The 22,277-nt window shown below is 74.3% G+C and carries 15 protein-coding genes; 10 read left to right on the forward strand and 5 right to left on the reverse strand.

Annotated elements, in window-relative coordinates; translation table 11 throughout:
• Window positions 1-119 precede the first annotated feature (119 nt).
• The 5 genes from ACFW5B_RS27115 to ACFW5B_RS27135 all read left to right on the forward strand — a co-directional run bounded on the left by ACFW5B_RS27115 (window position 120) and on the right by ACFW5B_RS27135 (window position 9,416).
• Complete coding sequence (locus ACFW5B_RS27115; protein WP_386444812.1) at window positions 120-3,587, forward strand: FHA domain-containing protein; 3,468 nt, start codon at window positions 120-122, stop codon at window positions 3,585-3,587.
• A gap of 638 nt (window positions 3,588-4,225) precedes the next feature.
• Entirely contained in the window at window positions 4,226-5,593 is a 1,368-nt protein-coding gene (locus tag ACFW5B_RS27120; protein ID WP_386444815.1) for an ABC transporter substrate-binding protein, read from the forward strand.
• Window positions 5,594-5,899: 306 nt separating this feature from the next.
• A complete protein-coding gene (locus ACFW5B_RS27125) occupies window positions 5,900-7,153 on the forward strand; it encodes a carbohydrate ABC transporter permease (protein ID WP_386444776.1) in 1,254 nt (417 codons plus the stop codon).
• Window positions 7,150-8,076 carry a carbohydrate ABC transporter permease gene (locus ACFW5B_RS27130; protein WP_386444779.1) on the forward strand — a complete coding sequence of 309 codons (927 nt, stop codon included), beginning with the start codon at window positions 7,150-7,152 and terminating at the stop codon, window positions 8,074-8,076. Before ACFW5B_RS27125 ends, ACFW5B_RS27130 begins: the two co-directional genes overlap by 4 nt.
• 398 nt (window positions 8,077-8,474) lie before the next feature.
• On the forward strand, window positions 8,475-9,416 hold the full coding sequence (locus ACFW5B_RS27135) for a class I SAM-dependent methyltransferase (protein WP_386444782.1): 942 nt from the start codon (window positions 8,475-8,477) through the stop codon (window positions 9,414-9,416).
• Window positions 9,417-9,491: 75 nt separating this feature from the next.
• Here the strand turns inward: ACFW5B_RS27135 and ACFW5B_RS27140 are convergent, their stop codons facing one another.
• Window positions 9,492-10,178, reverse strand: coding sequence for a class I SAM-dependent methyltransferase (locus ACFW5B_RS27140; RefSeq protein ID WP_386444785.1), 687 nt, complete (start codon window positions 10,176-10,178; stop codon window positions 9,492-9,494).
• Window positions 10,179-10,426: 248 nt separating this feature from the next.
• Between ACFW5B_RS27140 and ACFW5B_RS27145 the strand changes: the two genes are divergently transcribed.
• The 3 genes from ACFW5B_RS27145 to galE all read left to right on the forward strand — a co-directional run bounded on the left by ACFW5B_RS27145 (window position 10,427) and on the right by galE (window position 17,019).
• On the forward strand, window positions 10,427-14,071 hold the full coding sequence (locus ACFW5B_RS27145) for a CDP-glycerol glycerophosphotransferase family protein (RefSeq protein ID WP_386444788.1): 3,645 nt from the start codon (window positions 10,427-10,429) through the stop codon (window positions 14,069-14,071).
• Window positions 14,072-14,336: 265 nt separating this feature from the next.
• Window positions 14,337-15,989: a glycosyltransferase family 2 protein gene (locus tag ACFW5B_RS27150; RefSeq protein WP_386444818.1), complete on the forward strand. Its 1,653-nt coding sequence runs from the start codon at window positions 14,337-14,339 to the stop codon at window positions 15,987-15,989.
• A 52-nt stretch (window positions 15,990-16,041) separates the two neighbouring features.
• Window positions 16,042-17,019: a UDP-glucose 4-epimerase GalE gene (gene galE, locus ACFW5B_RS27155; protein ID WP_386444791.1), complete on the forward strand. Its 978-nt coding sequence runs from the start codon at window positions 16,042-16,044 to the stop codon at window positions 17,017-17,019.
• A gap of 54 nt (window positions 17,020-17,073) precedes the next feature.
• On the opposite strand, the gene ACFW5B_RS27160 is transcribed toward galE, so the two are convergent.
• The 4 genes from ACFW5B_RS27160 to ACFW5B_RS27175 form a co-directional block, all read right to left on the reverse strand.
• Complete coding sequence (locus ACFW5B_RS27160) at window positions 17,074-17,346, reverse strand: DUF1876 domain-containing protein (protein ID WP_386444794.1); 273 nt, start codon at window positions 17,344-17,346, stop codon at window positions 17,074-17,076.
• 122 nt (window positions 17,347-17,468) lie between these two features.
• Entirely contained in the window at window positions 17,469-17,843 is a 375-nt protein-coding gene (locus ACFW5B_RS27165) for a hypothetical protein (RefSeq protein WP_386444797.1), read from the reverse strand.
• A gap of 208 nt (window positions 17,844-18,051) precedes the next feature.
• Window positions 18,052-20,004, reverse strand: coding sequence for a glycosyltransferase family 2 protein (locus ACFW5B_RS27170; protein ID WP_386444800.1), 1,953 nt, complete (start codon window positions 20,002-20,004; stop codon window positions 18,052-18,054).
• 281 nt (window positions 20,005-20,285) lie between these two features.
• A complete protein-coding gene (locus ACFW5B_RS27175; RefSeq protein ID WP_386444803.1) occupies window positions 20,286-20,909 on the reverse strand; it encodes a TetR/AcrR family transcriptional regulator in 624 nt (207 codons plus the stop codon).
• Between the two features lie 135 nt (window positions 20,910-21,044).
• Between ACFW5B_RS27175 and ACFW5B_RS27180 the strand changes: the two genes are divergently transcribed.
• Together ACFW5B_RS27180 and ACFW5B_RS27185 are read left to right on the forward strand one after the other, a co-directional pair.
• Window positions 21,045-21,980 carry an ABC transporter permease gene (locus ACFW5B_RS27180; RefSeq protein WP_386444806.1) on the forward strand — a complete coding sequence of 312 codons (936 nt, stop codon included), beginning with the start codon at window positions 21,045-21,047 and terminating at the stop codon, window positions 21,978-21,980.
• A partial coding sequence (locus ACFW5B_RS27185; RefSeq protein WP_386444809.1) for an ATP-binding cassette domain-containing protein occupies window positions 21,973-22,277 on the forward strand: 305 nt, incomplete at its 3' end. The genes ACFW5B_RS27180 and ACFW5B_RS27185, both read left to right, overlap by 8 nt.

Consider the following 22,277-nt stretch of genomic DNA (forward strand, 5'->3'; position numbering starts at 1 on the left):
GGCGGCGCGGTCCTTGTCGCGTGGTGCGCCTGGGACTTGTACGTGCCGACGTGCTCGGGTGTGGTGGGGGGACGAGCGGGCCCCCGGCCGGATCCCGGCAGAAGGGACCGTTGACGGCGATGCAGATCCGGCTGACCGTCCTCGGGCCGCGCAGCGGCCACACCACACGGGCCTGCGATGTGCTGGTGACGGCCCCTTCCGGGACCGCGCTGGCGGCGGTGGCCGGCTCGCTCGCCGCCTCCGTGGCGGGCTCGGGTGCGGATGTCGGCGGCACGGGCGGCAGCGGCCCCGTCGTCCTGTATGCCGGGACCGAACGGCTCGACCCCCAGCGCGCCGCGATCGGCGAGCCCCCGCTGATCGACGGCGCGGTGCTCTCCCTCCAGACCCCCGGGCCCGCGCCGGCCCACGGCCTGCCGCACGGCTCCGCCCGGCTCCGCGTCATCTCCGGCCCGGACGCCGGCGGCGTGCATCTGCTGCACGGCGGCCAGATCCGCATCGGCCGCTCCGCCGACGCCGACGTCCCCCTCGACGACCCCGATGTCTCACGGCTGCACTGCGCCGTCACCGTCCAACCGGACGGCTCGGTCTCCGTCGCCGACCTGCGCTCCACGAACGGCACCGTCGTGGACGGCACCGACCTCGGCGAACAGCCCGCGCCGCTACGCCCCGGCACGCTCCTGCGCCTCGGCGAATCCGCCCTGCGCCTCCAGTCCGCGCCCGGCACCCCGGACCCCGCCCTGCCCACCACCCCCGACGGCGAGGGCAATCTGCGGATCACCCCGGGGGCGGCCGGCTCCGCCGCGGCCCCGGCGGGACGGTCGGCGGAGCACGGCGCGGACGGGACGGCGGGCCCGCACGGCGCCACGGCCGCCATGGGTGGCGCCTATACGGGGGCCGGGGCGGATACCGGAGCGGGGGCGTACGACCGGGTGACCGACGGCGCGGGCGCGCCTGCGGCGGCTGCGCCGTCCGCCCGGGAAGCGACCGTGTCCGGGGCCGCGTCGGTGTCCGCCCGGGAAGCGACCGCGCCGGGCCGCCGGGACACGCCGCTGCGCGGCACCCCGGCCGGATACGGGGCGACGGCTCCCGGTCCCGACGGGTCCCCCGGCCCGGCCGGGGCACCGTTCCCCGATACCTCCCCCCGTACGGCCGGCGCCCCCTTCCCCGACACCTCCACCGGCCACGTCTACGACCGCACCACCGACGGCCGCTCCCCGTCAGCCGGCTGGGGACCCGGTGTCCGCGAACCCGCCGACGGCTTCCCGGACACCGCGCAGCACCGGACGCACGGCGGACAGCAGGCACTGGCACCGGCCGACGAGGCCCCCCGTAAGGGCGGGCGGCGGGGCGGCATCGGGGCCTGGGCTCGACGGCTGGCCGGCGGACGGCCCGCCGTGGAACGGCCGGACGAGGGCCCCGCGGCGGAGTACGTGGCCGTCGGCGACCCCGCGACAGCCCGTGCGGACGTCCCGGACGGCGCCCGCGGCGCGGAGCCGCTCGCCGGGCCCGCCGCCGAGGAACGCTGGCCGGACGCCGCCGCGATCCTGCTCACCGCACTCGGCCCCGGACCGCGGCTCTGGGAGCGCGGACCGGACCACCCCGACGCACTGACCGTCCGGCTGGGCACCGCCGCCCGCGGCGGCGGCCGGACCGCACAGCCGGTCACCGTCGAGCTGCGCCGGGCCGGCTCCCTCGGCCTCGCCGGGCCGCGGGCACGGCTGACCGGACTGGCCCGCAGCGCCCTCGCCCAGCTCGCCGCCCTGCACTCCCCCGCCACCCTCGACATCGTGCTGATCAGCGCGGACCGGGCCCGCCCGGCCGAGGAGCGGGTGGCGGACTGGTCCTGGCTCGGCTGGCTGCCGCAGGTCCGCCCGGAGCGCGGCCAGGACTGCCGGCTGCTGCTCGCCTACGACCAGGACCAGGCCGAGGCCCGTACGTCCGAGCTGGTGCGGCGGCTCGACGACAGCCCGCTCGGCCCCGGCTGGGCGGACGCCGAGCGCGCCGAGATCGCCGCCGCCGCGGCCCGCCACCGGGGCCCGTACACCGTCGTGATCGTGGACGGCGACCCCGGCGGCTCCGCGCTGCGCGAGACCACCGCCAGGCTGGCCACGGCCGGTGCGGCGGCCGGTATCCATCTGCTGTGCCTGGCCGAGACCCCGGCCGCCTCGCCCACCTTTCCGCTGGCCGCGACGTACGAAGCGGCCCGGGCCGCGTCGCCCGCCTTCGGGGAGTGCGGGGCGGTGGCGGTGCTCAGCGGCGACGTCGCCACGGCGCTGCGCGTCGTCCAGCCGGGCTCGGGGCCCAACGGCACGGTCGCGACGGTGGACGCGGTCTCCGGCGCCTGGGCCGAACGGTTCGCGCGGGCGCTGGCGCCGCTGCGCGAGACCGAGGCGACGGCCGCGGCGGGCGGCGCGGCGCGGGTGGCCGTCCCGCTGCCCGAATCGTCGCGGCTGCTGGACGAGTTGGGGCTGGCCCGCGCCACCCCGGCGTCCCTGATGGCCCGTTGGGCCGCCGCCCTGGACACCGACCGGTCCGGCGCCGCCGCGGTGCTCGGCGCCGGACCGCACGGCCCGCTGTGCGCCGACCTCGCCGCCGACGGCTCGCACCTCCTCCTGGAGGGCGCCGCGGCCACCGGCAAGACCGAGCTGCTGCGTTCACTGGCCGCCTCACTGGCCGCCGCCGACCGCCCGGACCTGCTGTCGCTGGTGCTGGTGGACGGCGGCGGCGGCAGCGAACGCGGCGAGGGGCTGCGGGTGTGCACGGACCTGCCGCACGTCACGACGTATCTCGCCGCCTCGGACCCGGTGCGGATGCGGGAGTTCGCCCAGGCGCTGTCCTCGGAACTGAAGCGCCGCGCGGAGATACTCGCCGGCACCCCCTTCGCCGAATGGCGCAGCAAGCACCTTCCGGCCCCGCGGATCGCCGCCCCACGTCGCTCCACCGAGGGTTACGGAGAGCAGGAACCAATCACTCTCCGTAATCGTTGCCGTAACAAGGAGGAGGACAGCGGCACACCGGCGGACCCCTCAACGACCGGCACCCTCCGCCTCCGCGCCCGCAGCGGAGCCCCCGCCGAGGACACCGCCCAGGAGCCCGCGGCGCCGATGCCCCGCCTGTTCGTCCTGGTCGACGACTTCGACGCACTGGTCGCCCCGGCCCTGGGCAGCACGGGCCGCCCCGCCGCCGGCTCCGTGGTGCGCGCCCTGGAGTCGGTGGCCCGCGACGGGGTGGCGCTCGGCGTGCACCTGATAGCCACGACCGGCCATCCGGACCGTACGGCGGAGACCGCGGCCAGCGAACAGTCCGGTCTGCGCGTCCAGTTGGGCGCCACCGCCGACCCGTCCGAGCCGGTCCCCACGGGCCGCGGCCGGCTGTACCGCGCGGCGGACGGCTCCTCGACACCGTTCCAGGCGAGCCGGGTCACGGGCCGGATACCCCGTACGTCCACCCTCCGGCCCACGGTCGTCCCGCTGGAGTGGCAGCGCATGGGCGACCCTCCGGCCCGCCGTCCGCTCCGCGAACTGGGCAACGGCCCGACGGACCTGGCACTCCTGGCCAGCGCACTGCAGCGGGCCGCCAAGTCGTAGGGGGCGGCGGGGCACCCGGGGCGCCGGAGGTGCCAGGGGTGCCCCGCCGCTGATGAGGCCCGTCCGCCCATAACAGGCCCGTCACGAAAGCCCGGCTGGCGCGGGAGGCGGTATTGCGGACCCCGGGCCCAGGGCGTAGGACTGTCGCACACCGAATGGCCGCACATCTACATGGCGCTGTACGGCGCCGGGCATGACGCCGCACAGGGCATCGCACTAGGCACGGCGCCGCACGCACGCAGTTCACCGGGCACGTCGCAGATCACCGGGCACGTCGCTGTACTCCGGGCACGTCGCTGTACGTCGGTATGCAGCTGTATGCCGCGGCGTACGGAGCGCCGCATCGCCTCGCAGCGCGGCGTGCGAAGCATCGGATCGCATGACGCGCTGCCGCACAGCGCCACGGCGGCGGCACCGCCCGGCGCGCACAAACGGCACGGCACGCATGGCGCGACACCGCACCGCAGGACGACACCGCACACACCGCGTACACCGCACGTACCGCGCCGACCGCACGGCACGGTACGGCGCCGACGGCATAGCGAAGGCGTCGCCGCCCGTCCCGGGTGCCGGGGCAGGGCACGGCCGGTGGGGCTTGCGGTCCGATGTGGCAGGCGTAGGGATTGGGGGCTATGGGGATGGGTGGAGGACGTGAGCGTGGGGTTGGGCGGGCCGGGGCCGCGGTGGTGGCAGCGGCGCTCGCCGTGAGCCTCGCGGCCTGCGGCAGCAGTGGTGGGGCGAAGGGGGGAGGCGGCGGCAGCAAGGGGGGCGGAACGGCTCCTACTGTGCGGCTGCCCTCGCTCAAGGGGGAGAAGCTTCAGGTCACGGCCGTGTGGACGGGGCCGGAGCGGGAGAACTTCAGCAAGGTGCTGGACGAGTTCGAGAAGCGGACCGGTGCCGCGGTCGACTTCGTGCCCAGCGGTGACGACATGGCGGGGTTCGTCGGCTCCAAGATCGCCGGGGGCGGTCCGCCGGATGTCGCGATGCTTCAACAGGTGGGTGTGCTGAACGAGTTCGCGGAGAAGGGGTGGCTCACGCCGCTCGGGGCGGGGGCCAAGGCGCAGCTCGCCAAGAATTACGCGAAGGGGTGGCGGGATCTCGGCGCCCACAAGGGCACCGCGTACGGCGTCTACTTCAAGGCCGGCAACAAGTCGCTGGTCTGGTACAACGCCCAGGCGTTCGACAACGCCGGGGTCAAGGAGCCGAAGAGCTGGCGGGAGTTCGTCACGGTGGCGCAGACGCTCGCCGAGTCGGGTGTGGAGCCGGTGTCGGTGGGCGGTGCGGACGGCTGGACGCTGACCGACTGGTTCGAGAACGTGTACCTGTCGCAGGCGGGCCCGGAGAAGTACGACCAGCTGGCGCAGCACAGGATCAAGTGGACCGACCCGACGGTCAAGCGGGCGCTGACCACGCTCGGGCAGCTCTTCGGACGCAAGGATCTGCTGGCGGGCGGCAACTCCGGTGCGCTGCAGACGGATTTCCCGACGTCGGTGACCCAGACGTTCACCGGCGGTGACACCCCGAAGGCGGCGATGGTCTCGTCGGCCGACTTCGCCGCCGCCAACATCGCCCAGACCAAGGCGAAGGTGGGGACGGATGCCAAGGTCTTCCCGTTCCCGGCGGTGGGTGCCAGGCCGCCGGTGGTGACCGGCGGGGATGTGGCGGTGGCGCTCAAGGACTCCAAGGCCGCGCAGGCGTTGCTGACGTTCCTGGCGTCGACGGACGCCGCGAAGATCTGGGCGCAGGCGGGCGGGTTCATCTCGCCCAACAAGGAGCTCGATCAGGCGGCGTATGCGGACGGGGTGCTGCGGGAGATCGCCAAGGCGCTGGTCGCGGCGGGCGATGACTTCCGTTTCGACATGTCCGATCAGGCGCCCGCCTCGTTCGGCGGCAAGCCGGGCCAGGGCGAGTGGAAGGACCTGCAGGACTTCCTGAAGCAGCCGAAGGATGTGGCGGGTACGCAGGCGCAGTTGGAGAAGGACGCCGCCGCGTCGTTCAAGCACTGACCGTCGCTCAGGCACCGACGGCGCCGACCAGGCACCGACCAGGCACCGACCAGGCACTGACCAGGCACTGACGCCGACCGCCTCGACCGGGACCGGGGGTTCGTCACCATGAGCGAGGTAGGGGGCAGCGGGGCCGGCGGCCGGCGCCGCGGAGGGAGTGGCGGGAGCGGCCACGTACGGGCACCGGCCACCGGCCGCCGGCAGCCACCGGCCGCAAGCCGCCGACAGCCACCACCCACCGGCCGCGGACGTTCATCAGGCCCCGCCCGTCGCCGCGCGCCCGGCGCCCGCCCCTGGTTGGCCGCGGTGTTCCTCCTGCCGGCGTTGCTGCTGCTCGGTGCGCTGGTGGGCTATCCGATCGTGTTCTCCGTGGGCCGCAGTCTGTTCGACGCGTCCGGTGACGGGTTCGTGGGGCTGGACAACTACGGGGCGCTGTTCTCGGACGAGGGCATCCGTACGGCGCTGCGGAACAACGTGGTGTGGGTCGTGGTGGCGCCGACGGTTTCGACGGCGCTGGGGCTGGTCTTCGCGGTGCTGACCGAGCGGGTGCGGTGGGGCACCGCATTCAAGCTGATCGTGTTCATGCCGATGGCGATCTCGATGCTGGCGGCCGGGATCATCTTCCGGCTGGTCTACGACCAGGCGCCGGAGCGCGGGGTGGCGAACGCGGCGTGGGTCGGTGTGCATGACACCTTCGCCGAGCCGGCGCCGTTCCCCGGTGCCAAGCCGCGGCCGCGGGCCGTGCTGCGGCCGTCCGGGGGCGGTGCGTTCACCACCACTTCGGTGGTCCGGGCGGGGTCGCCGGTGCTGCTGCCGCTGGTAGCCGTGCAGCCGGACGACGTGCGCGGGGCGCGGCCGGCCGCCGCCGCCCGGCCGCGGCCGGGTCTGGTCACCGGCACCGTGTGGCTGGACTTCACCCGGGGTGGCGGGGGCCGGCCGGAGGTGATCGACGGCAACGAGAAGGCGCTGGCCGGTCTGCGGGTGGAGGCGGTCCGGGGCGGCCGGGTGGTGGCCTCGGCCACGACGGCGGCGGACGGCGGTTTCGCGCTGCCGGCCGGGGTGGCGGACGGTGCCCGGCTGCGGCTGCCGGCGGCGAACTTCGCCGAGGCCTATCGCGGGGTCGACTGGCTCGGTCCGGCGCTGGTGACCCCGGCGATCATCGGCTGCTACGTGTGGATGTGGGCGGGTTTCGCGATGGTGCTGATCGCGGCGGGGCTGGCGGGGGTGCCGCGGGAGCTGCTGGAGGCCGCGCGGGTGGACGGCGCGGGTGAGTGGCAGGTCTTCCGCCGGATCACGGTGCCGCTGCTGGCGCCGGTGCTGGTCGTGGTGCTGGTCACCCTCATGATCAATGTGCTGAAGATCTTCGACCTGGTGTACATCATCGCGCCGGGCTCCAGCCTCCGGTCGGCGAATGTGCTGGCGTTGCAGCTCTTCCAGTCGTCGTTCGGCACGGATGTCGACGAGGGGCTGGGCAGCGCGATCGCCGTGTTCCTGCTGTTGCTCGTGCTGCCGGTGATGTACGTGAATCTCCGGCGTCTGCGGAAGGAGCGTCGCCGATGACGACCGTGGACGGTGCCGTGGCGGACGGTGGCGGGGCGGCCCGGCGCGGCGCCACCGGTGGTGTACGGGCCCGGCGGCCGCTGCCCGGGCGGATCGTGGCGCGGGCGGGCGGCGGCGCGGTGCGGGTCTTTCTGGTGCTGGTGGCGCTGTTCTGGCTGATGCCGTCGGTGGGGCTGCTGTTGTCGTCGCTGCGCGGTCCGCGGCAGAGCGCGGAGTCCGGCTGGTGGCGGGTGTTCGCCGAGCCGGCGCAGCTGACGTTCGACAACTACAGCCGGCTGCTGGCGAACGGCAAGGTGATGGGGTCGCTGCTGACCACGGCGGAGATCACGGTGCCGGCGACGGTGCTGGTGGTGGTCATCGGGTCGCTGGCCGGTTACGCGTTCGCCTGTATGGACTTTCCCGGCCGGGACGGCTGGTTCCTGGTCGTGGTGGGGCTGCTGGTGGTGCCCGTGCAGGTGGCGCTGATCCCGGTGGCGAAGCTGTTCGGCGCGGTGGGGCTGTTCGAGACGACGGCCGGGGTGGTGCTGTTCCACACGGCGTTCGGGCTGCCGTTCGCGGTCTTCCTGCTGCGGAATTTCTTCGCGGAGATCCCTCGTGAGCTGCTGGAGGCTGGACGGCTGGACGGGGCGGGTGAGCTGCGGCTGTTCGCCCGGGTGGTGCTGCCGCTGGGCGGGCCGGCGATCGCCTCGCTGGCGATCTTCCAGTTCCTGTGGGTGTGGAACGACATGCTGGTCGCGCTGATCTTCGCGGACAGCGGCCATCCGCCGGTGACGGTCGCCCTGCAGCAGGAGGTGCGCCAGTTCGGCAACAACATCGATGTGCTGGCGCCCGGCGCGTTTCTGTCGATGGTGGTGCCGCTGATCGTCTTCTTCGCCTTCCAGCGCCAGTTCGTCTCGGGTGTGATGGCCGGCGCGGTGAAGTGATCCGCCCGGGGGCGGTGCCGCCGGGCGGCACGCCATCTCCCGTTCACTTTGCTGCGCCTACGATGCCGTCGCCGCCGTGCGGTGCATGGTGCGACCGGGCTTCGTCATGCCGACGGCCCGGGCGGCGCCCGTGTGTCCCGTGGGCCGGGGCACGGCGCGCCGGCCCCACAGGGGCGCGCCGCCGCGCGGTGGTCGCGGCGCCGGGCGCGCCCACAACTGCAGAGATGCACCACAGCAGAGATGCACCACAGCAGACACGGAGACGCACCACGGCGGGCGGCGGAGCCGTCCCCGTTTTCCGTACATCCACGGCAACAGCGCCGGCACATACCGCAGCTCCCCCCACGCACGTGTCGTCTTACGCCCCATGCTCCCGACCGTCTGGAGACGGACCGCACATGACTGCCCCCATCGCAGACCAGAGTGCCGAACAACTCCCGCGCCCCACCCGGCTGTCCGAGGTGAAGGGCTGGTTCTTCACCGCGGACCAGCTGCTCTTCGACTGGTTCCTCAGGCACCAGCAGGACCGTGCGGAGCCGGGTGATCTGCTCGAACTGGGCGCGTACATGGGCAAGAGCGCCATCTTCCTCGGTGCGCGGCAGCGGACCGGCGAGCGCTTCACGGTCTGCGATCTCTTCGATTCGCCCGCCGAGGACGCCTCCAACTCGCAGGAGATGAAGAAGTCCTACGCGACGCTGACGCGCCGGGCGTTCGAGGCGAACTACCTGGCGTTCCAAGAGGAGTTGCCGGACATCCTGCAGGGGCTGAGCTCGATCGTCGGTGACCATGTCGAGGAGGGTTCGGTGCGCTTCGCGCACATCGACGCCTCGCATCTGTACGAGCATGTGCACGGCGACATCCGGGCGGTGCGCAAACTGCTGACGGATCACGGCGTCGTGGTGATGGACGACTACCGCGCGGAGCACTGTCCGGGAGTGGCCGCCGCGACCTGGCAGGCCGTCACCAACGAGGGGCTGCGCCCCATCTGCATCACCGGCACCAAGTTCTACGGGACCTGGGGCGATCCCGAGCCGCTCCAGCAGGCGCTGGTGGAGTGGATCGAGGCCCGCGGCGACATCTGGCACGAGGTGCAGTACGTCAATGACGCCCCGCTGGTCCGGCTGAGCGCGAAGGGCGCCAAGGAGCCGGCCCATCCGGTCTCCCGGTACCGGTCCACGGGTGTCCGTTCCCCGCAGCGGCCCGCGGCCCGTGCGCCGCAGGCGTCCCGTCCGGGCCCGCGCCCGGCCCGCGGCACGCTGCGCCGGGTCGCCCTGGACGTGCTGCCGCCGGTCGTCACCCGGGCCGTCCGGAACGCCCGGAAGCGGGCCCGTACGCGCTGACCGCCCGCGCGGGCCGGGAGCTTGGGACCGCCGCGTCCGCCCCGGCCCGCGCACCGGCGGCCCCGCGGACCCGGCCTACCGCGGCACCTGCCCCAGCAGGACGAACACATTGCGGCGCAGCAGCATCCCGGCCGGGCGGGGCAGCGGGTGGGAGTACGTCCGCCGGACCGCGAGTCCAGCGGATTCGGCGAAGGCGCGCAGCAGCGGGAAATCGGTGAAGCGCACCGGGGTGGGGCCGGCCCGGTGTCCGGCTTCCTGGGCGGTGATCAGCAGCACCCCGCCGCCAGGCCGTACGTACGGCACATAGGCCCGCAGCAGCCCTTCGACCTGTTCGTCGTCGAGGTGCTCCAGCACGTGTGCGGTCAGCAGCGCGTCGAAGGCGCCGGGGCGGGCGTGCGGGCTCGCGAGGAAGGCGTCGGCCGTGTAGGCGGTCAGTCCGCGTTCCCGGCAGCGGGCCACGGACCGCGGGTCGTGGTCCACGCCGACGCTGCCGGGCGCGCAGCCGGCGAGGGTGTCGCCGGTTCCGCAGCCGACCTCCAGGACGCGTCCGCGGCCGATCCGCCGGAGCTGGCTGCGGAACGGGGTCCGGGCGGGCAGCAGCCGGGCCGGGCCGCCGCGCGCCGGCTCGGCCGGCAGCCGCGCGGTGGAGGCGGACGGGGCGGTGCCCGCGGAGGGCGCGGGGCGGGCGGCCCGGGGGGCGCTGCCGGGGGGCCCGGCGTCGGGGCTGTCGGTGGCGGCGGAGCTGTCGGTTCGGCCGGGCATCGGGACGCGGTCACCTTCCCTGGGGAGACACGGCGCGGGGCGTCGTGAAGCTGTGCAACGGGTCTACGGCATCGGGCGCGGCCCGGCGCTACGGCGCGCCGACTTCGCACACCGAGCGTAATGACGCGGACACGCACTGTCGACGATGTGTCTCACCCTTTCAGCGCAGATCCGGTGACCGTGCCGCCGTGGGCGAGTTGAACGGACCGGTCTTGTGCATCGCCAGTCCGGAAAGGCTTGGTCCGCGTATGAAGCCACGGCTCACCGTCGTCGTCCCGGTCCATCGCAGCGAGGGGTCCGAGCGGAATGTGGAGGAGTGCCTGGAGTCGGTCGCGGCCCAGACGCTGACCGAGCTGGATGTGGTGCTGGTGGACGGCCCGCCCGCGGCGGGGCGCGGTGACGCCTCCGCCGCGGAGCCGGCCCCCGGTTCGCCCGCCGCGCTCGCCCGGCGCTTCGCGGCACGCGATCCGCGCTTCCGGATCGTGCACCACTCCGGCGGCGCCCCGGAGCCCGGCTGCGGCGCGGTCCGCAACACCGGTGCCCGGCAGGCCTATCCGCACACCGGCTACCTGGCGTTCCTGGACGCCGAGGAGGATGTGCTGCTGCCGCGCGCGTACGAGGATCTGGTCGGCCTGCTGGACCGGTCGGGGTCGGATCTGGCGACCGGGAACGTGTACCGGCTGGGCGCGGCCGGCCGCAGTCAGTCCGCGCAGCATCCGGCGGACCGCGGGACCGCGCTGCGCCTCCGTATCGGCGACGACCTCTCCCTGCTGTCCGACCACGGGGCCCGCAACAAGGTCTTCCGCCGCGCCTTCTGGGACCGGCACGCCCTCGCGTTCCCGGAGGGCGAGTGGTGCCATGACGCGGCGGTGACGCTGCCCGCGTTCTTCCTGGCCGGCGCGGTCGATGTGCTGCACGAGCACGTCTGTTACCGGCGGCTGCCGGAGGGGCCCGCCCGGCACCGGCGGCTGAGTGCCCGTGCCGTACGGGACCGGTTCGCGGCGGTGGCCGGCATCCGGCGCTTCCTGGCCGATCCGGCGCGGGACGGGCTGCGCGGGCACCGGCGGGACTACGACCGTGCACAGCTCACCGAGGGGCTGCTGGACCTGGTCGAGGCGCTGCCGGGGGCGGCCCCGGAGTGCCGGACCGCGTTCCTGGACTGCGCCCGCAACTTCCTGTCCGGGGTGGACCCGACGCTGTTCCGCACGCTCCCGGTGGAGCTGCGGATGCGGTGGTATCTGATCCGGGCCGGGCGGCTGGCGGATCTGCTGGCGCTGCTCACCCACGAGGCCCGTAATCCGGCCGGGTTCACCGTCGCCGGGCCGCCGTTGCGCAAGCGCGCGGTGCTGCCGCTGACGCCGCCGCTGGAGCTGCCGACGGGCGTGACCCGGCTGGACCGCGCCGACTTCCCCGTCGTGGCCCGGGTCAAGGAGGCGGTGTGGCGGGACGGGGTGCTGGTGCTGCGCGGCTACGCCTATCTGCGCAATCTGGACGCCGCGGCCCGGCACCGCTATCTCAGGACGGCGGTGCTGTCGTGCGGGCGGCGCCGGGTGCTGCTGCCGCTGCGCACCGTCGCGATGCCGGCGGCGACCGTCGAGTCCGGGCAGGAGCTGCACTGTTACGACTGGTCGGGCTTCGAGCTGCGGCTCGATCCGGCCCGGCTGCGCCGGGGCGGGCGCTGGGAGGAGGGCGACTGGTCGGTGGGGGTGCTGCTGGTGTCGGCGGGTGTGGTGGGGGCCGGGGCGCTGTCGGCACCGGACGCCGGTTCGGGCGCCGCGCCGCGCTCCCACGAGGTGGCCGGCGCGGACGGCGGGTTGCGGCTCACGCCCTGGTACGCGGGTGGGCGACTGCGGCTGTCGGTGGGGCGCGGTGCCCGGCGGCTGGCCGGGCACGGTGCCGCGGCGGCCGGTGACCTGGCGCTGACGGTCACCGCGCCGGGCCCGCCGCCCACGGCGCTGCGGCTGACCCATCAGGGGACGGGCACGGTGGTGTCGTTCCCGGTGGAGACGGGGCTGCCGGAGGCGGCCGGGCCCGGGGAAACGGCGCCCGGGGCGGCGGCCGCGGACGGTGCGGGCGTCTCCTCCCCGCCCACGCACACCTTCCGGGTCCGGCTCGACGCCCTCGCCGCCGCCCGCCCCGCCCGGGACGGCGCGCCCCGGGCCGTGCCGCCGGCGCACACCGAGAGCTGGGCGGCGGAGCTGGTGCTGCCCGGCGGCGGCACCGACCCGGTCGCCTGCGCCCCGGAGCTGACGCCGGTGCCGTATCCGCTGCCGCACGGCCGGGAGCTGGTGGTGGCCGGCACCCCGGCCGGGCAACTCGCCCTGCACGACCGGGTCCCGCAGCCGTACCTGGACCGGCTGACGTGGCGCGCGGACGGCGCCCTGCTGCTGTCCGGCGGGCTGCCGGCCGCCGCGCCGCACCACACCGAACTGGTCCTCAAACACAGCACGCACGCCACCGAGCTGGCCTTCCCCACCACCCACGACGAAGGCCGGTTCCACGGCACGCTGCCGCTGGGCGCGCTGCCCTCACCGGCCGGGCCCCTGCCGCTGCGCGAGGGCCGCTGGACGCTGCATCTGCGCGAACGGGGCGCGCCCGGCTCGCCGTTGGACGCCCCGGTGCGCTGCGCCCCGTCCGTCCTCGACGGGCTGCCGGCCTCCCGTACGGTCCGCGGCAAGCCGTTCACGCTGGACCGGCACCGGCACGACGAGGCGCTGGTGGTGGCGGGGCCCGCGCTGCCCGCCACGGACCGCGGTCCGTACCGCCGCCGGATGCTGCGCGAGCAGCACTACCCGCTGCACCGCTCCCGTCCGCTGCGCGACACCGTCCTCTACAGCAGCTTCGGCGGCCGGGCGTACGGGGATTCGCCGCGGGCGGTGCACGAGGAGCTGGTCCGCCGGGGCATGGCGGCCGAGCATCTGTGGGCGGTGCGCGACGCGCAGACCGTGGTGCCGGAGACGGCCCGTGCGGTGCTGGTGGGCAGCGCCGAGTGGCACGGGGCGCTGGCGCACAGCCGCTGGGTGGTCACCAACACGCATCTGCCGCGGTGGTTCACCCGCCGGGGCGGCCAGCGGATCATCCAGACGTGGCACGGGACCCCGCTCAAGCGGATCGGCGCCGACCTGGCCGGGACGCTGTGCGCGGGGCTGGCCCATCTGGCGCCGCGGCCGCGGGTGAGCCGGCAGTGGAGCGTGCTGCTGTCGCCCAACGCGCACAGCACTCCGGTGCTGCGCTCCGCACTGGGCTACTCGGGCCGGCTGCTGGAGACCGGACTGCCGCGCACCGACGCGCTGTTCGCGCCGGACCGGGAGCGGACGGCGGCCGCGGTGCGCGAACGGCTGGGCATCGAGCCGGGCCGGAAGGCCGTGCTGTACGCGCCGACGCCGCGGGACGATCTGGCCTACGACGCGGGCCACCACCGGCTGCACCTGCCGCTCGATCTGGAGCTGGCCCGGAAGGAACTGGCCGACGATCATGTCCTGCTGGTCCGCGGCCATCCGCTGGTGGCGGACCGGCTGCCGGCCCACCATGCGCCGTTCGCGCTGGACGTGTCGGCCCATCCGGACGCCACCGAGCTGCTGCTGGCGGCGGATGTGCTGGTCACCGACTACTCGTCGCTGGCCGTCGACTTCGCCAACACCGGCCGTCCGATGCTGTTCCTGACGCCCGATCTGGCGCACTACCGCGACACCCTGCGGGGCTTCACCCTCGACTTCGAGGCGCGGGTGCCGGGGCCGCTGCTCGGTTCGACCGGTGAACTGATCGACGCCCTGGGCGACTTGACGGCGATCACGGCGGCGGGCGCGGAGGCGTACGCGGATTTCCGGGAGGCCTTCTGTCACCGGGACGACGGGGGCGCGGCGGGCCGGGTCGCGGATCTGATGGAGCGGTGACCGGCGCCGGTCCGCCGCAAGATGATGGTGTGCGGATCGGCATCCGGCGGCGTTCGCGTCGTTACAGCATGTGCAGGTGTCCTCACGGGCCCGGCACACCCCGAGCCCGGTTCCCGCCCGGCAAGAAGACGGCAAGAGGGCGGAAAAGCGGAGCGACGGGTGCAACCGCGCGACGGATTTCGCCCTCTGAATCATCGGAAATGGGTTCGGAATTCCCGCTCGCGCCAAGAGATGCTGTCGACACGAAATGTGAATTTCAGTGACTGTGAAAGAAGCCCTTGAGCCACTGCCGGGGCCCACCATCACGCCATCCGCGCAGGTCAGCATCGTCGTCATTGCCTTCAACGACGTCGGCCATGTCGGCGATGCGGTACGTTCCGCACTCGCGCAGGGGACCCCCGGCGAAACGGTCACCGAAGTGATCGCGGTGAACGACGCCTCCACCGACGGCACCGGCGCCGCCCTGGACGCATTGGCCCGTACCGAACCGCGGCTGAGGGTCCTCCACCGTGACGAGAACAGCGGCGGCTGCGGCACGCCCCGCAACGACGGACTGCGCGCCGCCACCGGGCGGTTCGTGATGTTCCTCGACAGCGACGACGTGCTGCCGCCGGGCGCGGCCCGCGCGCTGCTGGCCGCGGCCCTGGAGCACGACGCCCCGGTCGCGGCCGGGGCGTGTGTCCGCCGGGAGCTGCCCGCGCACCGCGACGTCGCCTGGCAGCCGGCCCTCTACCGCGAGCGGGCGGTGCACGAGTCCCCCGAGGCCAGCCCGCAGCTGGTCCGGGACACGCTGTGTGTCAACAAGCTCTATGAGCGGGCATTTCTCGACAAGCACGCCATCGCGTTCCCCGAGGGCCGTTTCACCTATGAGGACTTCGTGTTCACCGCGCGGGTGCTGGCCGCCGCCCCGCGGATCGCGACCATTCCCGACCAGGTGTACGTCTGGCACGTGCGCCGCGCGGCCGCGCGGCAGTCGATCTCGCTGGACCGCACGGATGTCGCCAACTGGCAGGCGCGGATCGCGGCGCACCGCGCGAGTGTGGAGATCTTCCAGGAAGCGGGGCAGCCGGCGCTGGCGCACGCCGCGCGGACCAAGTTCCTCGACCACGATCTGCGGATGTACGTCCGTGAGCTGCACACCCGCGGCGCCGACTACCGCGCGGAGTGGTGGCGGCTGACCCGGGCGTATCTGGCCGGTTTCGAGGAGCCGGATCTGCGGGCGGCGCGGGCCCCGGCGCGCTGGCTGGCGCGGGTGGTGCTGGCCTCGCCGGCGCCGCGGGACCTGGGGCGGCTGACGCAGCTGGCGGCCCGGCCCGGCCGGCTGCTGCCGCCGTACGCGGAGTCCGGCGGGCGCGCGGTGTGGTCCGGGGACCTGCCGGAGGTGGAGCTGGACGCGATCGGCACCAAGCCGATGCACCGGCTGCCGGTGACCATAGACGCGGAGCCGGCGGTCAGCAGCCCCGGGGTGCTGCGGCTGCGGGTGCACGATCTGTACGGGCGGCTGGCCGCGGCCGGGCCGGAGAGCATCGACATCGAGCTGCGGCGGCGCCGGGACGACCGGCGCGGCCCGGTGCACACCGCCGCGCTCACCCCGGCCCCGGCGGCGGGCGGTGCGGAGGCCTGCTGGACCGCCGAGATCGTGCTGGATCTGGGCGCGCTGGTGGAGCGGGACGGCCGGCACCACGCCGACCCCGAGCCCTGGGATCTGATGGCGCAGGTCAGCTGCGCGGACGGGGCGGGCTTCCGGGCGGCGCTGCGGGCCCTCGGGCCGGGGCTGCGGCGCCGGGTGCTGCCCAGCCGCCGCCATGTGCTGCTGCTGGTGCAGCCGTATGCGACGACCGGCGGGGCGCTGTCGCTGCGGGTCGCGTCGGGGCTGCGCAGCGTCTGGCGGATCGCCGCCCGGCGGCTGCACCGCTGACCGCCCCGGACCACTCCCCCGCACTCTTCGTCCCCGAGCCTAGGATTGGCCTATGTCTTACTTGATCACGGGTGGTGCCGGCTACATCGGCGCCCATGTCGTACGGGCCCTGCGCCAGGCGGGCGAGACGGTCGTCGTCCTCGACGACCTGACGACGGGCGTGGCCGCCCGGATCCCCGAGGACGTCCCGCTGGTGGTCGGCTCCACCCTCAACCGTGAGCTGCTGGATGCCACCCTCGCCGGGCACGGCATCACCGATGTCATCCACCTCGCCGCCAAGAAGCAGGTCGGCGAGTCCGTCGAGATGCCGCTGCTCTACTACCGCGAGAACGTGCACGGCCTGCAGACGCTGCTGGAGGCGATGGCCGCGGGCGGCGTCGGCCGGCTGGTCTTCTCCTCCTCGGCCGCCGTCTACGGCATGCCGGACGTCGACCTGGTCACCGAGGACACCCCCTGCACGCCGATCAACCCGTACGGGGAGACCAAGCTCGTCGGCGAGTGGATGGCCCGTGCGGCGGGCCGGGCGCACGGCATCAGCACGGCCTGTCTGCGCTACTTCAACGTCGCGGGGACGGCCACGCCGGAGCTGGCCGACACCGGGGTCTTCAACATCGTCCCGATGGTCTTCGAGCGGCTCACCGAGGGCGCCGCGCCGCGGATCTTCGGTGACGACTACGACACCCCGGACGGCACCTGCATCCGCGACTACATCCATGTCGCCGATCTCGCCGAGGCCCATGTGGCGGCGGCCCGCAAGCTCGCCGAGCCGGGTCCGGTGCGGGATCTGACGCTGAACATCGGGCGCGGTGAGGGCGTTTCGGTGCGGGAGATGGTCGATCTGATCGCCGGGATCACCGGGCACGAGGGCGTGGCCGCCGAGGTCACCCCGCGCCGGCCGGGCGACCCGGCCCGGGTGGTGGCGGCCGCCGACCGGATCGCCGACGAGCTGGGCTGGAAGGCCCGGCACGACGTCCGCGACATGATCACCTCGGCGTGGGCGGGCTGGCTGCACCACCACCCGCAGGACTGACCGCGGAACGGGGTCCGGGGAGGCCGCACCGGCCGGGCCCGGTGGCCGGGCGGCTCAGCTCAGCGGGTGTGACGTCCGGCCGGACGCCTCGTCGATCTCGTCGTGGGCCTTGGTCAGCAGCTTCATCGCGAGTTCGTTGAGCGCCCGTCCGCCCGCGACCTCTTCGCCGACGCGCGGCTGGTTGGCGTCGACGGGGTGGCGGCTGGCGTAGCCGTGGGACCGTACCTCGGTCCCGTCGGGGAGCCGTACCAGGGCGGCGGCGCGAGTGCGGTGGTTGTCCTCCTCGAATTCCAGCTCGACATGCCATCCGACAGCGGTCTGCAACATGACGATTCACCTCCGGGGCCGCTGTTTCCAGGGTGCGCCCGGGGGCCGTCCGCCGCACGGTGTGCGGGGGCCGGGCCTCCGGTGGGAGGCCCGGCCCCGGCGCCCTCACCGGTGCCGGGCGCCTACGGCTGGAGGGTGATCGAGTTGATCGGCGTCATGTCCTTGTCGATGTAGTAGCCGGCTGCCAGGTAGCCCTGGCAGCCGGTGCCGTTGTAGCCGGTGCAGGTCCGCATGGTCGCGCCGCCGGACTGGTTGTTGTAGATGCGGTGCACCCCGTACATGCCGCTGAGGTTGTGGGCCCCGTAGCTGTAGTAGAAGTGCGACGGGTGGCCGCCGTTCCAGCCGGCGTTCTGCGGGTAGATGCAGACCGCGCCGTACGGGCAGCCCTGGGTGGTGGCGGCCCGCGCCGCGGCGGGTCCGGCGGTGCCGACGACCGCCGGGACGGCCAGCGCCGCGACGGCCGCGGCCGCGATACCGGCGCGCTTGAGTACGGACATGTGTGTTCCCCCTGTCATACGGCCCCGGGAGTCCTCTCCCGCGGGTGCACCGGTGGCCGGTGCCGTGGGTCAGCCTGTTGCAGGCCGGTGGGCCGGGCAACGGCATTCGGCTCCTGCCGAAAGGGGCGCGTACCGAGGGGCGCGTACTGGCGGAGGGGCTCGCCGTCCGGTGCGGTGACCGACGGGCGGGCCGGGTTGCGCGGGCGCGTCAGCGGCGCGCCCGGCGCAGCAGGCCCGCCGGGGAGCCGCCGCCCGGAACGGTGAGGGTCAGCGGGGTCCGCCCGCCCTCGCCGGTCCCGGCCGTACGGACCGGCAGCTCGCGGCGGAACGGGCCGGCGGTCACCCGCAGCGCCACCCGCCAGGTGCCCGGGGGTCCGCTGCGCAGCAGGGCGCGCACGGTGTAGCGGTCGCCGGCGGCCCGCTCGACCGTGGTGCGCAGCGCCACCGTGCGGGTCGCGTCGTAGAGGATCAGCCGCAGTTCGGCGTCCGCGGGGCAGCCGGGCAGGGTGAGCCGGGCGGCGAGGGTGGCCCGTCCGGAGCGGGTGCAGTCGGCGGCGCCGCGCAGGTCGTCGCCGAGGGGCCGGCGGGCCCCGTTGCGGTCCAGGTCGAGGTGGAGGTGGCCGTGCGGCCGGGAGCGGAAGAGCGCGGCGACGGCCGGGCCGGCCGCGCCGCGGCCGACGATCCGGGGCGCGCCGCCGGCGGTGTCCTGCGGGTCCTCCGGATCGTGCTCGGGGACCAGCCAGGCCTCGCGGCGGAGAGCGGGCCCGGTGGTGCCGTGCGCGGTGACAGCGATCTTGAAGCCCCGGACGCCGTCGGTGAGCGGGCCGCCGTCCGCCGCGGTCGCCGGGTCGACGGCGGCCCGCCAGGCGCCGTCGGCGTAGTGGGCGGGGATCCGGTGGGTGGTGCCGTCGCGGCGCAGCAGGATCTCCACGGTGTCGCCGCCGATCCAGGGGAGGGTGGCGGTGCCCCGCAGGTGCAGGACGCCGCCGACCCAGTGCTGCCGGATCAGCCGCTGGCGCAGCACCACACGGTCGGTGAGGTCGTAGCAGGCGTCGGGGAGGGCGCGCTGCGGGTCGCGGAAGTACGGGTAGCCGGCGTAGACCCGGCCGTCGTCGGCGAGGTGCGGCGGGTCCGGCTCCGCTTCGGTGTCGGCGCGGACGACGGCGGTGAGCTGGTCGTCGAGTCCTTCGCGCAGGCAGTGGGCGCGCAGCCGGAGCCGGGGCGGCAGGGCGGTCAGCACCCGGTCGGTGAGGTAGCGCTCCACGAGCGGGCGGGCGGCAGCCGCCATCGCGGCGCGGCCGGCCTGGTCGCGGGCGAGGAAGGGGGCCCCGAAGGGCATGAGTATCTCGCCGTGGAAGTGCCGCACCATCAGTTTGTCGCGGTCGGCGCCGGGCGGGACGGCGGCCGCGACCTGGTCGAGGACGGTGCCTATGTAGCCGAGGTATTCGCACCAGTCGGTGTCCTGGCGGGTGGCGTTGCTGTTGTCGTCGCGTCCGTGCAGGTAGTAGCAGGTGCGTTCGGCGAAGACGGAGACGACGTCGGCGCGCAGCAGGGCGTTGATGCCGAACGGCAGGTCCTCGGCGAGCAGCCGGCCCTCGACGAAGCGCAGCCGGTGCTGCTCGACGAAGGCGCGGCGGAAGAGTTTGTAGGCGGCCAGGGACCAGTAGACCGGGGAGTCGAAGACGGAGACCTTGTCGCTGGTGGTGCGCAGGTCGACGGGGGCGGCGCGGCCGTCGGCGCCGGCGATCCTGCCGTAGACGATGTCGGAGCCGCACTTCTGGGCCGTCCGGGTGAGCCAGAAGAGCGCCTCGGGGTCGAGGCGGTCGTCGGAGTCGAGGAAGAAGACGTAGTCGCCGGTGGCGCGGGCGAGTCCGGCGTTGCGCGGTTTGCCGGCGCCGCCGGATGCCTCCTGGTGCAGGACCGTCAGCCGGGGGTGGCGGCGGGCCTGTTCGGCGAGCCACTCGGCGCTGCCGTCGGTCGAGCCGTCATCGACCGCGATCACCTCGATGTGGCGGTGGTCGAGGGTCTGGGCGAAGACCGAGCCGAGGCTGCGGTCGAGGTAGCGGCGGGTGTTGTGCACCGGCACGATCACGGACACGGTCGGCGCCGGGGCGTCCGGTCCGGCGGGGGCCGTGGCCGCGAGGTCGTCAGGGGCGGGCACCGGGCCCTCCGTTCTTTCGGCAATCCCCCGAAAGACCCGGCGTCCCACCGGGGCCAAGGGGACCATCAAGGCATATAACGCGGGGTGAACGTTCGCCGACCGTGGAGGACTGCCGGTGGCTCCGACGCCCGCCACCCCACAAGAGGCGGTCCGGCCCCTGGAGGTTGCCCGGCCCCTGCCCGGGAGCCTCTTGCCTCGCCGGCTCCCCGCAGGGGGCGCCCCCACCCCCTACGGGATCCGTTCACCCCGCCCCTAGGGACCCCCAGGCCCCCAGCCCTTCCCTACCCCGCCCCCAGCGCCGCCACCACCGAGCCGGTCAGTGCGTCCAGGTACCCCTTGGGCAGCTCGTCGCGGGCGACCAGCAGGCGCCAGTACAGGGGGCCGGTCAGCAGGTCCAGCGCGAGGCGGGTGTCCACGTCCGCGGGCAGCTCGCCGCGCTCCACGGCCCGTGCCACGACCGCGGCCGCGACGCCCTCCTGGCTGTCGTGCAGCGCCGCCTTCAGCGCCTGCGCCAGTTCGGGGCTGCGGGCCGCCTCCGCCAGCAGGTCCGGGATGATCTGCGAGGCCATCGGGTGCCGCAGCGCCCGCGCCGCGACCTCCAGCAGCATCCGTACGTCACCGGACAGCGACCCGGTGTCCGGCGCCGGCATCCCCGCCACCGCCACCGCGGAGACCACGTCCAGGACCAGGTGCAGCTTGGAGCGCCAGCGCCGGTAGACGGCGGTCTTGCCGACGCCCGCGCGCCGCGCGATGCCCTCGATCGACATCCGCGCGAAGCCCACCGCGGCCAGCTCCTCGAAGACCGCGACGCGGATCGCCTCGGTCTTGTCCTCCCGCAGTACGGCGGCGCCCGCCGGTGCCCGGCGCGCCGCCGCGGGTGCGCTTCTGCTGCCGTCTTGTGCCATGGCATGACCCTACCGTCACGACGCTACGGTTGCGTTTCGACGCGAGCACCCTTTAGTGTCAGCGTCACGACGATACGGACCCGTCCCGTCGTCGCATCCGTTCCGCCGCCCCCGTACGCAAGCGAAAGCGGCCCCATGTCCCAAACCCTCACGCCCCCGGCGCCGGCACCCGCCCGGCCGTCCGCCCCCGGCACCTCACCCGACCCCGAGCTGCGCGCGCTGGCCGAGCGTCATGGCCTCACGGTGAGCGGCGCCCGGCCCACGCTGCCCGCGTACGTCCGCCGGCTCTGGCAGCGGCGGAGCTTCATCGCGTCCTTCGCGGGCGCCAAGCTCACCGCGCAGTACAGCCAGGCGAAGCTGGGCCAGCTGTGGCAGGTGGTGACCCCGCTGCTCAATGCGCTGGTCTACTACTTGATCTTCGGGCTGCTGATCGGCACCAACCGCCATGTCGAGGACTACATCCCGTTCCTCGTGACGGGTGTCTTCATCTTCACCTTCACCCAGAGTTCGGTGCTGGCCGGTACCCGGGCGATCTCCGGCAACCTCGGCCTGGTGCGCGCACTGCACTTCCCGCGCGCCTGCCTGCCGGTCTCGTTCTGCCTGATGCAGCTCCAGCAGCTGCTGATGTCCATGGGCGTGCTCGTCGCCATCCTGCTGGCGTCCGGGCAGACGCCGGGCTGGTCCTGGCTGCTGGTGCTGCCGGCCCTGACGCTGCAGTTCGTGTTCAACACGGGCCTGGCGATGGTGATGGCGCGGCTGGGCTCCCGGACCCCGGACCTGGCGCAGCTGATGCCGTTCATCCTGCGGACGTGGATGTACGCCTCGGGCGTCATGTACAGCATGAGCGCCGTCACCGCGGGCAAGCACGTACCCGCCGTCGTCCAGTTCCTCCTGGACATCAATCCGGCCGCGCTCTACATCGACCTGATGCGGTTCGCCCTGATCGACAGCTTCGTCTCGAAGCAACTGCCGCCGCATGTCTGGGCGTTCGCCGCGGGCTGGGCGCTGGTGACGGGCGTCGTGGGCTTTGTGTACTTCTGGAAGGCTGAGGAGCGGTACGGACGTGGCTGAGGACAACAACGGCGTGCGGGCCGCCACAACGGCCGGGGCGACCGCGGAGCGGGTTCCGACGGTGATCGCGGACGATCTGCACATCGTCTACCGGGTCTACGGCACGGGCGCGGGCAAGGGCACCGCCACCGCGGCCCTGAACCGCATCGTGCGCCGCAAGCCCTCTTCGGGCGTGCGCGAGGTGCACGCGGTCAAGGGCGTCTCCTTCACCGCCTACCGGGGCGAGTCGATCGGCCTGATCGGCTCCAACGGTTCGGGCAAGTCGACGCTGCTCAAGGCGGTCGCCGGTCTGCTGCC

The organism is Streptomyces sp. NPDC058773, assembly GCF_042746015.1.
Lineage (GTDB): Bacteria > Actinomycetota > Actinomycetes > Streptomycetales > Streptomycetaceae > Streptomyces.

Excerpts from the sequence above, each read along its gene's own strand:
- ACFW5B_RS27115 (WP_386444812.1), top strand. The coding sequence starts at position 120 with ATGCAGATCCGGCTGACCGTCCTCGGGCCGCGCAGCGGCCACACCACA.
- ACFW5B_RS27120 (WP_386444815.1), top strand. The coding sequence starts at position 4,226 with ATGGGTGGAGGACGTGAGCGTGGGGTTGGGCGGGCCGGGGCCGCGGTG.
- ACFW5B_RS27130 (WP_386444779.1), top strand. The coding sequence starts at position 7,150 with ATGACGACCGTGGACGGTGCCGTGGCGGACGGTGGCGGGGCGGCCCGG.
- ACFW5B_RS27135 (WP_386444782.1), top strand. The coding sequence starts at position 8,475 with ATGACTGCCCCCATCGCAGACCAGAGTGCCGAACAACTCCCGCGCCCC.
- ACFW5B_RS27140 (WP_386444785.1), bottom strand. The coding sequence starts at position 10,178 with ATGCCCGGCCGAACCGACAGCTCCGCCGCCACCGACAGCCCCGACGCC.
- ACFW5B_RS27145 (WP_386444788.1), top strand. The coding sequence starts at position 10,427 with ATGAAGCCACGGCTCACCGTCGTCGTCCCGGTCCATCGCAGCGAGGGG.
- galE (WP_386444791.1), top strand. The coding sequence starts at position 16,042 with ATGTCTTACTTGATCACGGGTGGTGCCGGCTACATCGGCGCCCATGTC.
- ACFW5B_RS27160 (WP_386444794.1), bottom strand. The coding sequence starts at position 17,346 with ATGTTGCAGACCGCTGTCGGATGGCATGTCGAGCTGGAATTCGAGGAG.
- ACFW5B_RS27165 (WP_386444797.1), bottom strand. The coding sequence starts at position 17,843 with ATGTCCGTACTCAAGCGCGCCGGTATCGCGGCCGCGGCCGTCGCGGCG.
- ACFW5B_RS27175 (WP_386444803.1), bottom strand. The coding sequence starts at position 20,909 with ATGGCACAAGACGGCAGCAGAAGCGCACCCGCGGCGGCGCGCCGGGCA.
- ACFW5B_RS27180 (WP_386444806.1), top strand. The coding sequence starts at position 21,045 with ATGTCCCAAACCCTCACGCCCCCGGCGCCGGCACCCGCCCGGCCGTCC.